This window comes from Baekduia alba, from assembly GCF_028416635.1.
Lineage (GTDB): Bacteria > Actinomycetota > Thermoleophilia > Solirubrobacterales > Solirubrobacteraceae > Baekduia > Baekduia alba.
In genome coordinates this window covers 41,336-55,323 of the sequence record NZ_CP114013.1, presented here as the reverse complement: position 1 = coordinate 55,323, position 13,988 = coordinate 41,336, and the positions used below count along the sequence as shown (strand labels likewise).

The window sequence follows — 13,988 nt, the reverse complement described above, 5'->3', positions numbered from 1 at the left end:
CGAATCGTCAGACGGCGGCCGTGAGCGGAGTGGAGCGCTCGGACGCGGACAACGCCGGGTGGGTGTTCAGGGTCAGTGCGTCGCAGTCCGCCAGCAGCACGATGTCGCCGTTGGACAGCACGGCCGCACCCGAGACCGCCGCTTCCTGGGCGACGTTCGGGGGCAGCGGACGGGTGACCAGCTCGCGCTGGCCGATCAGCTTGGAGACCGAGAGGGCGATCGAGCCCTCCTGGCCCCGCACGATCACCACGTGGGTGTCCGGCGTGTCGACGCCGTCGACGCCGGCGGCGCCTCCGAACGCGTCGACCGCGCGCCGCAGGGGCAAGGCCTCGTCCTTGAGGACGAGCATCTTGCGGCCCGCGACCGAGCGGACGGGGTTGTCGTCGAGGCGCATGGTGCGCTCGACGCGCTGCAGCGGGATGCCGAACGGCTGCTCGCCGGCCTCCACGAGCAGCGCGGACATGATCGCGAGCGTCAACGGCAGGCGGATCTCGTTGACCGTGCCCTCTCCCTGAACCGAGGTCACCGTCACCTCCCCGCCCAGCTCGCGGATCTTCTCCCGCACCGCGTCCATCCCGACGCCGCGGCCCGAGAGCGCCCCGACCTCGGCGGCGGTGCTGAAGCCCGGGGCGAAGAGCAGCTCGATGGCGCCGCGCATGTCGATCAGCTGCGCCTGCTCGCGCGTGATCAGGCCGCGCTCGACCGCCGCCGCCGCGACCTTCTGCGGGTTGATGCCGTGGCCGTCGTCCTTGACCGTGATCGCGATGCTGCCGCCCGCGTGACGCGCGGCGATCGTGAGCGTGCCGGTCGGCGCCTTGCCGGCGGCGATGCGGTCCGCGGGCGTCTCGAGGCCGTGGTCGAGCGAGTTGCGGATGAGGTGGACGAGCGGGTCGCCGATCGCGTCGACGACCGTGCGGTCCAGCTCGGTCTCCTTGCCGACCAGGTCCAGCTCGACGTGCTTGTCGAGCTTGCTGGCGACGTCGCGCACGAGGCGCGGGAAGCGCATGAAGACGGCCTCGATGGGGATCATGCGGATCTGCATGACCATCGCCTGGAGGGCGTGCGAGGAGCGCGTGAGCTCCTGCATCGCCTGGCTCAGGCCCGGGACGTCGGCCTCGAGCGAGAGCGCCTCGACGTGCGTGCGCTGGACGACGAGCTCGCCCATGAGGTGCATGAGCTGGTCGAGGCGCTCGGCGTCGACGCGGACGGTCTGGTGGCCGGCCTTCTTGGCGGCGGCCGGCGCCGCGGTCGGCGCGGCGGCCGACGCGAGCGCGCCGTCCTCCTCGACCGCGGCCAGCGGCGCGGACTCCTCGACGGCCTCGACCACGTGCTCGGCGACGCGCGCGTCGGCGACGTCCGGCACCCCGCGGATCGCGGTGGCGACGTCCTCGACCTCGTGGTCGGTGGCCAGCAGCACCTCGACGATGCGGCCGTCGAAGCCGTCGACCTCGCCCTCGGCGGGCGTCGAGCGCAGCACGTCGCCGTGCTCGCCGGCGGCGGCCAGGACCTGGAAGGCGCGGACGGCAGGCATCTGCGCGTCCTCGGCGAGGACCGCGTGGATCTCCAGCACGACGCGGCCGTCGCCGACCTGCGCGAGCCTCGGCGGGACCGGCGGCGCCTGCTGGATCTCGGGCTCGACGGCCTCCGGGTCGTCCTTGTCGCGGACGAGCGCCTGCAGCCGCTCGACCAGGACGGCCGGGTCGAGGCCCTCGGCGCCGTCGGCGTCGATCGCGTCGACCGCGCCCGACAGCGCGTCGAGGCAGGCCAGCAGGACGTCGACGACCTCGCGGGACAGCTCGCCGCCGCGCTGGCGCAGCAGCTCGAGGACGTCCTCCATCTTGTGCGTGAGGGTCGCCATGCCCTCGAAGCCCATGGTCGCGGCCATCCCCTTCAAGGAGTGGGCGATGCGGAAGATCGCGTCGACCGTCTCGCGATCGTCGGGGGCCTCCTCGAGGCGCACGACGGCGAGGTTGAGCTCCTGGAGGTTCTCCCGGCACTCGGCCAGGAACATGGGGAGGTACTCGGAGGTGTCCATCAGATCTTCCGGTAGACGAAGGGGGACTCGGGCTCGAGGCCGTGGCCGGCGGGGTCCGAGACGCGCTCGGTCGCGCCGACGACCAGGCGACCGCCCGGCCGGAGGCTCGCGGCGAGCCGGCCGTGGAGCGCGTCGCGCACGTCCTCGTTGAAGTAGATGACGGTGTTGCGGCAGAGGACGAGGTCGTAGGACCCCGCGGCCGGCTGGGCGCGCAGCAGGTCGCCCTGCTCGAAGCGCACGATCTTCTTGAGGTCGGCGGTCGCGTGCCAGCGGCCGTCGGCCAGCTCGAAGTGCGAGGCCAGCGTCGCCGTCGGGGCGTCGCGGGCGTCCTCGGCGGTGAACACGCCGGTGCGGGCGCGCTCGACCATGCGGTGGTCGATGTCGGTGCCGAGGATCGTGACCTGGGCGCGCGGGATCGCCTTCCGGGCGATCGCGGCCAACGTGTAGGCCTCGGCGCCGTAGGAGCTGCCGGCCGACCAGCAGCGCACGCGGGTGGGGTGGGTGGGGGCCGTGTTCGCGAGGTCCGGGAGGATCTTGGCCTCGAGCGTCTCCCACTGCTCGGGGTTGCGCCACAGCTGCGAGACGTTGATCGTGACGCGGTCCAGGAACCGGTTGAGCTCGTCCTTGTCGGCGGTGAGCTTCGCGCAGTAGGCGAGGAGGTCGACGTCGCCGCCGCGCGTGGCGACGAACGAGCGGATGCGCCGCTCCATCTGGCCGCGCTTGTACTGGAGCAGGTCGATGCCGCACACGCGGCGGAAGGCCACGCAGAACTGCTCGTACTCGTCGGCGGCGCCGCCGCGGGCAGGCGCGCTGGTGGTCGTGAACGCGCTCATGCGTCGCCGAGCTCCGCGCGGATCGCGTCGGCGAGCTGGTCGAGCGGGACGACCTCGTCGGCGAGTTGCGCCTCGACGATGGCCCGCGGCATGCCGTAGACGGTGCAGCTGGACTCGGCCTCGGCGATGATCCGGCCGCCGCGGGCGCGCACGGCCTTGGCGCCCTCGAGGCCGTCCTTGCCCATGCCGGTCATGACGACCAGCAGCAGGCGCTCGCCGTAGAGCTTGGCGGCGTCGGCGATCGTGAGGTCCGCGCGCGGGCGCAGGCCGCCGACCGCGGCCTCGTCGGTGAGCCGCGCGGCGCCGTCGTCGGCGAGGCGCAGGTGGCTGCCGCCGGGGGCCAGGAGCAGGGTGTCGGGCTTCAGCGCCTCGCCGCCGGCGGCCTCGACCACCGTCAGCTTGGAGCTGCGGTCCAGCCGCTGGGCCAGCGAGGCGGTGAAGCCCGCGGGCATGTGCTGGACGATCATCCCGCCGGCGCCGAGCGGCGAGGGCAGGTTCGGGATCAGCTCGGCCAGGGCGCGCGGGCCGCCGGTCGAGGTCGCGATCAGGACCACCTTCTTGCCCGCGCTCGCCGACGACGACGCGACGCGGCGGGCGCGGAGGCGCGCGACCGCCGAGTCGCCGTTGGTGGGCGTCACGCGCGCGGCGCGGGCCGCGTCGGTCGCCGCCCGCCGGGTCGGGGCCTTGGGCGCGGCCGCGCTGGCGGCGGCCGTGACCTTCTCGCGCAGCGCGCTGACGAACGTCTCCAGCGGCTCGCCGAACGCGGGCTTGGCGACGAGGTCGAAGGCGCCCTCGGCGAGGGCGTCGACGGCGCGGGCGCCGTGGGCCGGCGAGAACGCCGAGACCACGACCACGGGCAGGGAGGAGCGCTCGCCGCGCAGCGCGCGCAGGACGCCGATCCCGTCCATGCCGGGCATGGCGAGGTCGAGCGTCATGGCGTCGGGGCGCAGCTCGCGGTAGAGCGAGAGCGCCTCGTCGCCGTCCGCCGCTTCGCCGACCACGTCGAACCCCGCGTCGCGCAGCGCCTGCGTGAGCAGGCGGCGCATGAACGTGGAGTCGTCGGCGACGAGGATCCGGGACGGCTTGGCGGTGCGGGCGGCGGCGAGCACGGTGGGGGCCGGCCTAGGCGGCGGCGTGGAGGTCGTCGCCGACCTCGGGGGCCTCGACGTTCGCGAGGTGCGCAGAGGCGCCGATGATGCCCTCGGGGTCGAGCAGGACCACGAGGCGGTCACCGATCTTGGCGATGCCGTCGATGCCGCGGCCGCCGGCCGTCGGCGCCTCGTCGAGCTGGTCGGCGTCGATCGTGATGACCTCTTCGACGTCGTCGACGACGACGCCGGCCATGTCCTCGGCCGTCTCGACGATCACGATCTTGGCCTCGCTCACGTCGGCGTGCTCGACGCCGAGGCGGGTGGCCAGGTCGTAGACCGGGAGGATCTTGCCGCGCAGGGAGATCACGCCACGGACGCTCGGGTCCGACGAGGCCACGGACCGCGGCTCGGTGAACCGGATGATCTCGTGGACCTGGGTGATGGGCAGCGCGTACTCCTCCTCGCCGAGCGAGAAGACCACGAGCTGGCGCGAGAGGGTCTCTTCAGGCATGCGTACTCCAAGTTGGAAGAACTGTCTGCCCCGGTGATCGGCCGTGCCGGAGGGCCCTTGAGAGCCCATCCGGCGGCTGGTCAGCGCGCGAGGCGCAGGGCGCGCGACAGGACGTCGACGCGCCAGGCGCGGATCTTCGCGACGACCTCGTCGACGGACTCGGTCACCGCGATGCGCTGCCCGGACGTGAGCGTCACGTGGCAGTCGGGCGACGCGTCGACGCGCTCGATCAGGTCGCAGTTGAGCTGGAACGGCTCGCGCTGCGTGGAGAGCTTGTGGAGCTCGATCATCTCTACCTCGTATTCGGCCCTGCACACGGATGCTTAAACGGATCGAGGTCACGGCACGCCCGCCCGAGCGAACGCCCTCCGCGTTCGCGCGGGCGGCCGCGCCGTGACCTCGGGAAGTGCTGCGGCGCTAGCGCTTCAGGTTCACGAGCTCCTGGAGCATGTCGTCGGCCGTCGTGATCACCTTCGAGTTGGCCTGGAAGCCGCGCTGGGCGACGATCAGGTTGGTGAACTCGGAGGCGAGGTCGACGTTGGACATCTCCAGCGTGCCGCCGATCGTCGAGCCGAACGTCTTGCCGCCGTCCGGCGTGCCGACCTGCTCGGTGCCCGCCGACGGGCTCGAGGCCCAGCGGTTGCCCGAAAGGCGCATCAGGCCCTCTTCGTTGGGGAACTTGGCCAGCGAGATCGTGCCCGCGTTGGTGCGCGTGCCGCCGCCGGCCGGGAGGTAGCTGACGTTGCCGTCGGTGCCGACGGCGAACCCGGTCGAGTTGGCCGGGATCTGGATGTAGGCGTCGGAGGCCGGCGTCGTGGTCGTGTCGCGGCCCATGACGTAGAAGCCCTCGGGCGTGGTCAGGTAGCCCTGGTCGTTGATGATGAAGTTGCCCGCGCGGGTGTAGTTCATCTCGGAGGGCATGGTGGGCGGCGTCGTCGACGGGTCGCCGAGGCCGACGCGGAAGAAGCCGTCGCCCTGGATCGCCACGTCCTGCGGCTTGCCCGTGTTCTGCATCGAGCCGTCGGTCATGACCGAGTCGATCGAGCCGAGCTGCACGCCGAGGCCGACCTGGGCCGAGTTCGTGCCGCCGGTGTTCGGGCCCTCGGCGGACCCGCCGTACAGCGTCTGCTGCAGCTGGTCCTTGAAGGTGGTGCGCGAGGACTTGTAGCCGACGGTGTTGACGTTGGCGAGGTTGTTGGAGACGACGTCGAGCATCGTCTGGTGCGTCTGCAGGCCGGAGATGGCCGAGTACATGCCGCGAATCATTCTGGAGGCTCCTGATGGGTCCTCCGGCTTCCCCGAGGGGTCCAGCCGGGTGTGTGGTTTGGCGTCCTGCCGCGTCGTCGTCGCTAGGCGATGACGGCGCTGTCGATGTTCGTGAACACGTGGTCCTTCATCTGGTCCTTGCCGACGGCGGTGACGACCGTGCGGTTGGTGACCGAGACCACGAAGGCCGTGTCGTCCACGAGGACCACCGCGTCGCGGGCACCCTTGCCCGCGGCACGATCGACCCCGTCCTGGAGACGCTGCATCACGGCGTTGTCGACCGTGAGGCCGCGGCGCTCCAGGCGCTGGACGGCGTGCTTGCTGAACTGGACGGGCTTCGTGCCCGCCGTATCCTTGAAGACGTCCGAGAAGCTCGGACCTTGAGGCCCCTGGACGGACGGCCGAACCGGCTGCGTCCGTGCGCCGACAGAACCGACCCCACCCGGACCAGCAGAGACGCCGGGCGGGACGAGCGCGGGGTTGAACGAGTTGCTCATCGATCCCGACTACTGGATGCCCGTGATCGCATCCGGATCGATGCCCGCCACGCCGGCGACCGTCAGCGACGGGCCGTCGGTGTCGGACAGTTGGACCGACTGGACGAGGCCGGAGACCGGCGCGCCGTCGGCGCCGCGGTAGCTCACGGTCTTGCCGAGCAGCCCGGTGGCGTTGGCGTCCTTCTGCCGCGAGAGGTTCGCGGTGGAGGCCGTCGCCAGGTTCGTGAGCTGCTCGACCTGGGTCATCATCGAGATCGTCTGGAAGTACTGGTTCGGGTCCTGGCCGGACGTCGGGTCCTGATTCCTCATCTGCTCGGTGAGCATCTTCAGGAAGCCGTTCTTGTCCAGCGAGGTGGGGTCCGAGGCCGGGTTCTGGGTGTAGGCCGGGTTCGTGTACTGGTTGGAGATCGGGGAAGCGGACATGAGGATCCTTCCTCGTCGTCTGGGTCAGGCCGTGACGTCGACGAGCGCACCGGCGGCCGTCGGCGAGGCGATGGAGATGGTCAGGTCCTCCTCGGCGACGACGTCGTCGTCGAGGCCGTAGGAGGAGGCGCCGCCGCCGCGGCCGGTGCTGGCCTGGCGGGCGTCGCCCTGGTTGGAGAAGTCGCCGGCGCCCGCCCCGAGCTGGAGGTCGAGGCTGTGGAGCTCCACGCCGCGGTCCGAGAGCGTGCGCCGCAGCTCGGCCGCGGCGTTCTGGAGCGCGTCGAGGCCGGCCTGGTCGTGCGCGGCGATCGTCGCCACGAGCCCGTCGCGCGTGGTGCGAAGGTGGACGTCGACCTGGCCGAGGGCCTCGGGCTTGAGCTGGAGGGTGGCGCGCGCGTTGCCGGCACGGGTCGTCGCGATGTGGACCAGCTCCTGGACGCGCTCGGCGGTCTGCACGACCGAGCCGCGCGTGAGCTGCCCCGCGCCCGCGGCCGTCGGCACCGCGGTGAGCGGCGTGGCGGTCGGCTGGCCGGCGGCGACGGTCGGCGGCGTGGCCGGCTGGGCCTGCGCGCCGGGGCCGTTGTGGTTGGCGTTGGCGCCGTGGTCGCCGGGCGTGGCCTGCGCGGCGGCGTTGGCGCTGGGCGGCAGCGTGGGTGCCGGCGGCAGCCCGCTGGGCGTGCCGTCGGCGTTCTTGAGGTCCTTGCCGTGCGCGGGCTTGCCGGCGCCCTTCCCAGTGGCCAGCAGCTCGGCCGGGATCTGAAGCTGGCCGGCGGCGGCGGCGTTGGCGTTGGCGGCGGTCGGGTCGGCGACCACGGCGCCGGCCCCCTTGGCGGTCGCGCCGGTCGCCGCCGTCAGCGCCGCCTGCGCGGCGACAGCGGCGGTCAGGCCCTGGGGCGTGCCGGCGCCGGTGCCGGCCGGCGTCGCGTTCAGCGCGCCGGCGGCGGGCGGCGGCGTCGCGGGCGGCGTCGACCCGGCGGCGGCCGCTGCCTGCGCCGCGGCCGCGGCGGTCTGGGCGTCGGCGGCCTGGCCCTGCGCGGGGGCGTCGCCCTGCGCGGCGGTGGCCGGCGGGCCGTCGCTCGGCTTGGCGGCCGGGTCCGTCGCCTCGCCGCTGGCCGGCGCGTCGGCCGGCTTGGGCGCCGCCGCGGTCGCCGTGGGCGAGTTGTCGTCCTTGGCGTCGGCGGGGCGGGCGTGCACGGCGTCGTCGTCGCGACGGCGCGGCTGATCGCTCTGGGCGGGGCGGGGCTGCTGGCCTTCCGCAGGTGCGGTCCGGGCCGTGGTCTGGTTGAGGAGGGCGGCGAAGTCGCCGTACCCTGCGCCGCTGGGTGGACTGGAGCTCTTGGGCGCCACGTCCACCCGCGCCTTGGGCGGGGTGATGGGGAGGGATGTCATCTAGACCGTGCTGTAGTCGAGGGTGCCGGAGGTGGAGGCCGTGTCGTCGTCGCCGTCGCCGGTGGCGGTCGCGAGCAGGCTCGCGGGCGAGACGGGCGTGGTGGCGGCCGGGAGCGCGGTGCTCGCGCCGGTGCCGCGGTACTCGGCCGCGTAGCCGAGCACCTTCTGCACGTAGTTCTGGGTCTCGGCGTAGGGCGGGACGCCGCCGTACTTCGCCACGGCGCCCGGGCCCGCGTTGTAGGCGGCGAGCGCCTTGGACGCGTCGCCGCCGAAGCGGTCGAGCTGCTGCTTGAGGTACTTGGCCCCGCCGTCGATCGCCTGGGCGGGATCGCTGGGGTCGACGCCGAGCGAGGACGCGGTGCCCGGCATCAGCTGCGTCAGGCCCTGCGCGCCGGCGCCGGACCGCGCGGACGCGTCGAAGTTGGACTCCTGGCGGATCAACCCCTTCAACAAAGCCGGGTCGATCCCGTACTTGGTGGCGGCGGCGGTGATCTGCGCGTCGTACTGCGTGGGCGAGCCGCCGCCGAGCGTGGTCGGCGTGGCGCCCGAAGTCGTAGGAGTCGCGGCCGCGGTCGTCGCCGTCGTGCCCGTGGCGGTCGTGCCCTGGGCCGCGGCCAGCTGCGCGGCGAAGTCGGTCGACGAGGACTGGCCGGTGACCGCGGCGATCTGCTGCTGGATTGAGGCGATCCGCGCGCCGATCAGCTCGACGCTCATGCCGCGGCGCTCCGGCGTGCGTGCATCTGCAGGGCCATCTCGTCGAGCTCGGCGGACTCGACGCGGTCGGCGTGCAGGCGGTGCTGCTCGCGCTGGCGGACCTCGAGCTGGTCGAGGACCTCGCGGGCCTGGCTGGCCTGCCGCAGCTCGCCGCGGCGCTGCTGCAGCTCGGCCTCGTAGTTGGCCATCCGCAGCTGCGCGTCGGCGCGCGACTGCTCGAGCCGCTCGACCCAGGCCTGGCGCGAGACCAGCGAGGCCCCGGTCAGCGGGCCGAGGGTCGGCGAGACCGCGCCGGACTGCGCCTCGCGCAGCCGGTCCTCCGCCGCGCGGAGGGTCGCTTCACCGCGCACGCGCGCGTTGAGGCTGGCCGCGAAGCGCTCCTTCGCCTGGTCCTCGTCGTGCGCGCGGATCTCGCGCACACGCTGAAGGCCGAATCGAAAAGGGGCGGACATCTCGTTCTGGGTGGTCGGTCGGATCGGGGCTCGGTGAAGCGCGCTGGACGACTGTCGGACAGCTCGGCGCTAGACCGCGAGGTTGAGCGGCGGGATGGCGGACGGGCCCGTCGGCGCGGCCGGATCGAGGGCGATCGCCGGCGCCGGCAGCGCGGCCGCCAGGTCGCCGATCGACACCTCGGTGATGCCGACCGTGCGCAGCAGCAGGTCGTCGGAGTCGGGGCCCGGGACGGCCTCGTCAGGACGCTGCTTGAGGAAGCCGTCGATGTCGCCCTTGAGGTCGATGGCCTTGTCGGTCACCGGGTCGCTGCCGCGCTCGTAGGCGCCGATCGCGATCAGGTCCTTCTTGTCGCGGTAGGCGGCCAGCAGCGAGCGCAGGCGCGTCGCGCCCTCGCGCACGTCGGGCGTCATGATCTCGCCCTCCAGGCGGGAGACGGACTGCAGCACGTCGATCGCCGGGTAGTGGCCGGCGTGCGCGAGATCGCGCGTCAGGACGATGTGGCCGTCGAGGATCGAGCGGACCGCGTCGGCGATCGGCTCGTTCATGTCGTCGCCGTCGACCAACACGGTGTACAACGCGGTGATCGACCCGTCCGGGCTCGTGCCCGACCGCTCCAGCAGCTTGGGCAGCAGCGCGAAGACCGACGGCGTGTAGCCGCGCGTCGCCGGCGGCTCGCCGATCGCGAGCCCCACTTCACGTTGGGCCATCGCGAAGCGGGTCACCGAGTCCATCATCAACATGACGTCGGCGCCCTGGTCGCGGAAGTGCTCGGCGATCGCGGTCGCCGTCAGCGCCGCCTTGATGCGCACGAGCGCCGGCTGGTCGGACGTCGCGACGACGACCACGGAGCGGTCGATCGCGGTGCCGAGGTCGCGGTCGATGAACTCCTTGACCTCGCGACCACGCTCGCCGACGAGGCAGATGACGTTGATGTCGGCCGACGTCGAGCGGGCGATCATCCCCAACAACGAGGACTTGCCCACGCCGGAGCCGGCGAAGATGCCGAGCCGCTGGCCGCGGCCGCACGGGACGAGCGAGTCGAGCGCGCGGACGCCGAGCGTCACGCGGTCGGTGATGCGCGGGCGCAGCAGCGGCGAGGGCGGCGCGCCGACGATCGGGCGCTGCGTCAGCGCCTCCAGCGAGGCGCCACCGTCGATCGGCTGGCCGAGGCCGTCGAGCACGCGGCCGAGCAGCTCGGTGCCGATCGAGACCGAGACCTGGCGGCCGGTGGCCGTGACGACGTCGCCCGGGCCGATGCCCTGCATCTCGCCCAAGGGCATCAACAACGTACGGCCGGAGCGGAAGCCCACGACCTCGGCGGGCATCGTGGTCCACGCGCCGGTCTGCGCGTCGCGGCCGGTGCGCACGTCGCACACCTCCCCGCGATGTGCGGGCCCCCCGGTGCGCTCGCCCCGGATCTCACAGACCTCTCCCACTTCGGCCTCCAGGCCGGTGGCCTCGACGATCAGGCCGATCAGGTCCATGACGCGGCCGTGGCGGCGGTGCAGGTCGGCGCGCGAGACGGCGCGGCCGAGGCCGGCCAGGCGCTCGACGATCTCCGCCTCGGGCGACAGGATGGCGCCGCCCTGCTCGAGCACGAGCTCAGGCACGGTCGCGCAGCTCCTCTTCGAGCGCCTCACGGGCCCGGGCGAGCTTGGTGGTCAGCGCGGCGTCGACCTCGCCCTCGACCGTGCGGACGACCGCACCGCCGCGCGCCACGCGGCGCTCGGCCTGCACGTCGCAGCTCTCGATGCCGCCGAGCTCGGCGACCAGTGCCGCCGACGCGCCGCGGACGAGCTCGAGGTCTTCGGGGTTGACGAGGATCGTCACCCGCTCGCGCTCGACCAGCCGGCGCAGCGCGCCGCGGACGACCTCCACGACGACCTCGGGCTTGGCCGCGATCTGCGCGCCGAGCGCCTGCTCGGCGATGCGCAGGGCCAGCTCCACCGCGGCGGACTCCACGCCGGCGGCGACGCGGTCGCGCTCGGCGGCGACGGCCTCCGCGGCGGCCTGCAGGGCGGAGATGCCGGCGGCCATGTGGGCTTGGGCCTCGAGCAGCCCGGCCTGGAAGCCCGCCTCGTGGCCGGCGGCACGCGCGGCCTCGGCCTCGGCGGCCAGGTCGATCTGCGGCGCGTCGGGCACCGGGGCGCCGATGGTGTCGAGCCCCGCGGGGGCCTCCAACGTGGGGAAGGTGAAGGCCTCCATCAGATGATGTCGTCCTCGGACGACTCGCCGTCCTCGCCGCCGCGGCCGATCGAGATCGCGCCCGCGTCCTCGAGCCGGCGGATGGCGCCGACGATGCGGCTCTGGGCCTCCTCGACCACGGACCGCCGCTGCGGCTTGCCGGTGTCGAGATCCTCCTGGAGCATCTCGGCGCCGCGCGTGGACATGTTGCGGAAGATGGTGTCCTTGACCTCGTCGTTGACGCCGCGCAGCGCCAGCCCGAGGTCCTTCTGGTCGACCTCGCGCAGCAGCAGCTGGATGTCGCGGTCGCTGAGCACGACGATGTCGTCGAACGTGAAGAGCTTCTGGCGGATCTCGTCGGCCAGCTCGCCGTCGGTCTCCGCGATCGCCTCGAGCACGGTGCGCTCGGTCGAGCGCCCGGCGCGGTTGAGCAGCTCGGCGAGCGAGTCGACGCCGCCGGCCTGGGAGAACTCTTGCGTGAGGACGTTGGAGAGCTTGAGGCGCAGGCCGCGCTCGACGTCCTCGACGACGCCCGGGTTGGTGTCCTCCATCGTCGCGATGCGCATCGCGACGTTGGCCTGGATCTCGGGCGTGAGGCAGCCGAGCACCTTGGCGCCCAGCGTCGTGTGCAGCGACGCGACGACGAGCGCGATCGTCTGCGGCGCCTCATCGGCGAGGAACGTCGCGATCTGCTCCGGCGGCGTGCGGCGCAGGAAGTCGAACGGGCGCAGCTCCGCCTGCGCGGTGATCTGGCCGAGGATCTCCTCCGCGCGCGTCGGCCCGAGCAGGTGCTCGAGGACCTCGCGGGCGAAGTCGGGGCCGCCCATCGCGAACTCGTTCTGGGTGTCGAAGCGCTCGGCGAGCTCCTGGACGACCGCGTCGGCCGTCTCGGCCTTGACGCGCCACAGCGACGCCATCTCGGCCGAGATCGCCTCGATCTCGCGCTCGCTCAAGAACTTCAGGACCTCGGCGGCACGAGTCGTGCCGATCGTGATCAGGAAGACCGCGGCCTTCTGGCGCCCCGTCAGCGCGGTGGCGCCGCCGCGCGTGGCGAGGCTCACTTGTTGTCCTCCGTGACCCACTGACGGAGGTGCGCGGCCACGCGCTCGGGCTCGTCGTGGATGATGTTGTCCAACTGCTTGCGGCGCGGGTCGGCCGTGGCGATCGCCACGTCGTTCGCCGAGGCGTCGGACGTGAAGTCCGGCATCGGCATGAGCTCGGCGGTCGGCCGGGCGGCCTCCAGCGACTTCAGCCAGGACGGCTCGTCGATCAGCTCGCCGCGCTCGCGGCGCCGCAGGTGGCGGGTGACGAAGAACAGGAACAGCAGCGCGCCGAGGCCGATGCCCGCACCCTTGAGGATGCCGGAGAAGGCGGCGGGGATCGGGCCACCGGACTTCGCCGCGGCCGCGACCGGCGCGAAGCTCATGTTCTGCGTCACGTTCAGCGTGTCCTTGCGCTGCGCGATCTGCAGGCCGGCGGCCGAGCCGATCGACGCCTTGAGCTGCGACAGCTGCGTCGCGTCGAGCTTGACCGACTTGTCCAACATGACGGCGACGTCCATGCGGTTGACCGCGCCGGGGGCGATCGTCGTCTTGGTGATGGTCTTGCCGGCGCCGTTGGTGACCTTCTCGGACTTGTTCTTGTAGTCGTTGTTGCCGCCGCTGGTGCCGCCGCTCGCGGCGTAGCCCGGCAGGTTGCTGGCCGTGCCCGTCTTGCCGCCCGACGTCGAGCCGGTGCCCTTCAGCGACTCGTCGGTCGTCTCCGACGTCAGCGGCACGACGTTCTTGGTGTCGTAGCTGAGCTTCTGCTCGTCGGTCTTGTTGACGTCGAGGTCGGAGTGGACGATGACCTGCGCCTTGTTGGTGCCCAGCGTGCGGTCGAGCATCGCCTGGACGGCGGACTGGGTCGAGGCGTTGTAGCGCGCCTCGGCCGCGGTCTTGTTGGGCAGGCCCTCGGAGCCCCCGCCCGCGCCGTCGCCCTGCGGCCACAGCATCGTGCCCGAGCCGTCGGTGATCGTCACCGCGCTGGACTTGAGCTTGGGCACCGACGCGGCGACCAGGTTGGCGATGCCCTTGATCGCGGCCGGGTCCATGCCCGACGCGTCGTTGGGGATCAGGACCGCGGCGGTCGCGGGCTGCGACTCGTCGGCGAAGAGGTTGTCCTGGCCGAGCGTGAGGTTGACCGTGGCGCCGCCGGCGCCGTCGATCTGGGAGACCGTGTTGGCGATCTCGCCCTCGAGGCCACGCTGGTAGGCGACCTGCTGCTGCTGGCTGGAGGCGCCGAGCTTCTGCTTGTCGAGGATCTCGAAGCCGGGCTGGGTGACGCCGCCGTTGAGGCCCTTGCTGGCGAGCGCGACGTTGGCCGCCGTCTCCTTGCCCTTCTGCACGGCCACCGCCGTGCCTCCGTTCTGGAGCTCGAAGGGAACGCCGGCGGAGGTGAGCGCCGTGGTGATCTGCGTGGTCTTGGCGGGGTCGACGCCGGTCATCACCGTCGTGTAGGACGGCTTGGAGGCCATCTTGACGATGAACAACGACGCGGCGAGGAAGGCGAGCGCGCAGGCGGCAAGCGTGAGCTTGCCGCGCAGGGACATGG

At 72.8% G+C, this 13,988-nt stretch carries 15 protein-coding genes; all 15 read right to left on the bottom strand.

The genetic code is table 11. From position 1 onward, the window contains the following. Positions 1–7: 7 nt before the first annotated feature. Positions 8–2,035, bottom strand: coding sequence for a chemotaxis protein CheA (locus DSM104299_RS00275; RefSeq protein ID WP_272475276.1), 2,028 nt, complete (start codon positions 2,033–2,035; stop codon positions 8–10). Then, the gene (locus DSM104299_RS00270) at positions 2,035–2,868 is read right to left on the bottom strand and encodes a CheR family methyltransferase (protein WP_272475275.1); all 834 of its coding nucleotides are present in this window, start codon (positions 2,866–2,868) and stop codon (positions 2,035–2,037) included. The genes DSM104299_RS00275 and DSM104299_RS00270 overlap by 1 nt, the downstream gene beginning before the upstream one ends. Next, entirely contained in the window at positions 2,865–3,977 is a 1,113-nt protein-coding gene (cheB, locus tag DSM104299_RS00265) for a chemotaxis-specific protein-glutamate methyltransferase CheB (protein WP_272475274.1), read from the bottom strand. Before cheB ends, DSM104299_RS00270 begins: the two co-directional genes overlap by 4 nt. A 13-nt stretch (positions 3,978–3,990) precedes the next feature. After that, positions 3,991–4,470: a chemotaxis protein CheW gene (locus tag DSM104299_RS00260; protein WP_272475273.1), complete on the bottom strand. Its 480-nt coding sequence runs from the start codon at positions 4,468–4,470 to the stop codon at positions 3,991–3,993. An 80-nt stretch (positions 4,471–4,550) separates the two neighbouring features. Then, positions 4,551–4,760: a flagellar FlbD family protein gene (locus tag DSM104299_RS00255; protein ID WP_272475272.1), complete on the bottom strand. Its 210-nt coding sequence runs from the start codon at positions 4,758–4,760 to the stop codon at positions 4,551–4,553. A 127-nt stretch (positions 4,761–4,887) separates the two neighbouring features. Next, the gene (locus DSM104299_RS00250) at positions 4,888–5,736 is read right to left on the bottom strand and encodes a flagellar hook-basal body complex protein (RefSeq protein ID WP_349294481.1); all 849 of its coding nucleotides are present in this window, start codon (positions 5,734–5,736) and stop codon (positions 4,888–4,890) included. 83 nt (positions 5,737–5,819) lie between these two features. Next, on the bottom strand, positions 5,820–6,233 hold the full coding sequence (locus DSM104299_RS00245; RefSeq protein ID WP_272475270.1) for a TIGR02530 family flagellar biosynthesis protein: 414 nt from the start codon (positions 6,231–6,233) through the stop codon (positions 5,820–5,822). Positions 6,234–6,242: 9 nt separating this feature from the next. Next, positions 6,243–6,656 carry a flagellar hook assembly protein FlgD gene (locus DSM104299_RS00240; protein ID WP_272475269.1) on the bottom strand — a complete coding sequence of 138 codons (414 nt, stop codon included), beginning with the start codon at positions 6,654–6,656 and terminating at the stop codon, positions 6,243–6,245. A gap of 24 nt (positions 6,657–6,680) precedes the next feature. Further along, entirely contained in the window at positions 6,681–8,045 is a 1,365-nt protein-coding gene (locus DSM104299_RS00235) for a flagellar hook-length control protein FliK (protein WP_272475268.1), read from the bottom strand. Then, positions 8,046–8,759, bottom strand: coding sequence for a lytic transglycosylase domain-containing protein (locus tag DSM104299_RS00230; protein WP_272475267.1), 714 nt, complete (start codon positions 8,757–8,759; stop codon positions 8,046–8,048). After that, positions 8,756–9,211 (bottom strand): flagellar export protein FliJ, encoded by a 456-nt coding sequence (gene fliJ, locus DSM104299_RS00225; RefSeq protein WP_272475266.1) that lies wholly within the window; start codon positions 9,209–9,211, stop codon positions 8,756–8,758. The genes DSM104299_RS00230 and fliJ overlap by 4 nt, the downstream gene beginning before the upstream one ends. A gap of 69 nt (positions 9,212–9,280) precedes the next feature. After that, positions 9,281–10,756: a FliI/YscN family ATPase gene (locus DSM104299_RS00220; RefSeq protein ID WP_349294610.1), complete on the bottom strand. Its 1,476-nt coding sequence runs from the start codon at positions 10,754–10,756 to the stop codon at positions 9,281–9,283. A 58-nt stretch (positions 10,757–10,814) separates the two neighbouring features. Continuing rightward, on the bottom strand, positions 10,815–11,417 hold the full coding sequence (locus DSM104299_RS00215) for a FliH/SctL family protein (RefSeq protein ID WP_272475264.1): 603 nt from the start codon (positions 11,415–11,417) through the stop codon (positions 10,815–10,817). Continuing rightward, the gene (gene fliG / locus DSM104299_RS00210) at positions 11,417–12,457 is read right to left on the bottom strand and encodes a flagellar motor switch protein FliG (RefSeq protein WP_272475263.1); all 1,041 of its coding nucleotides are present in this window, start codon (positions 12,455–12,457) and stop codon (positions 11,417–11,419) included. Before fliG ends, DSM104299_RS00215 begins: the two co-directional genes overlap by 1 nt. Continuing rightward, positions 12,454–13,986 carry a flagellar basal-body MS-ring/collar protein FliF gene (gene fliF, locus DSM104299_RS00205; protein ID WP_272475262.1) on the bottom strand — a complete coding sequence of 511 codons (1,533 nt, stop codon included), beginning with the start codon at positions 13,984–13,986 and terminating at the stop codon, positions 12,454–12,456. Before fliF ends, fliG begins: the two co-directional genes overlap by 4 nt. Between the last annotated feature and the right edge of the window lie 2 nt (positions 13,987–13,988).

Bases quoted from the DNA above. Each gene is read 5' to 3' on its own strand.
- DSM104299_RS00275 (WP_272475276.1), bottom strand. From the start codon at position 2,035: ATGGACACCTCCGAGTACCTCCCCATGTTCCTGGCCGAGTGCCGGGAG.
- DSM104299_RS00270 (WP_272475275.1), bottom strand. From the start codon at position 2,868: ATGAGCGCGTTCACGACCACCAGCGCGCCTGCCCGCGGCGGCGCCGCC.
- DSM104299_RS00260 (WP_272475273.1), bottom strand. From the start codon at position 4,470: ATGCCTGAAGAGACCCTCTCGCGCCAGCTCGTGGTCTTCTCGCTCGGC.
- DSM104299_RS00255 (WP_272475272.1), bottom strand. From the start codon at position 4,760: ATGATCGAGCTCCACAAGCTCTCCACGCAGCGCGAGCCGTTCCAGCTC.
- DSM104299_RS00250 (WP_349294481.1), bottom strand. From the start codon at position 5,736: ATGATTCGCGGCATGTACTCGGCCATCTCCGGCCTGCAGACGCACCAG.
- DSM104299_RS00245 (WP_272475270.1), bottom strand. From the start codon at position 6,233: ATGAGCAACTCGTTCAACCCCGCGCTCGTCCCGCCCGGCGTCTCTGCT.
- DSM104299_RS00240 (WP_272475269.1), bottom strand. From the start codon at position 6,656: ATGTCCGCTTCCCCGATCTCCAACCAGTACACGAACCCGGCCTACACC.
- DSM104299_RS00235 (WP_272475268.1), bottom strand. From the start codon at position 8,045: ATGACATCCCTCCCCATCACCCCGCCCAAGGCGCGGGTGGACGTGGCG.
- DSM104299_RS00230 (WP_272475267.1), bottom strand. From the start codon at position 8,759: ATGAGCGTCGAGCTGATCGGCGCGCGGATCGCCTCAATCCAGCAGCAG.
- fliJ (WP_272475266.1), bottom strand. From the start codon at position 9,211: ATGTCCGCCCCTTTTCGATTCGGCCTTCAGCGTGTGCGCGAGATCCGC.
- DSM104299_RS00215 (WP_272475264.1), bottom strand. From the start codon at position 11,417: ATGGAGGCCTTCACCTTCCCCACGTTGGAGGCCCCCGCGGGGCTCGAC.
- fliF (WP_272475262.1), bottom strand. From the start codon at position 13,986: ATGTCCCTGCGCGGCAAGCTCACGCTTGCCGCCTGCGCGCTCGCCTTC.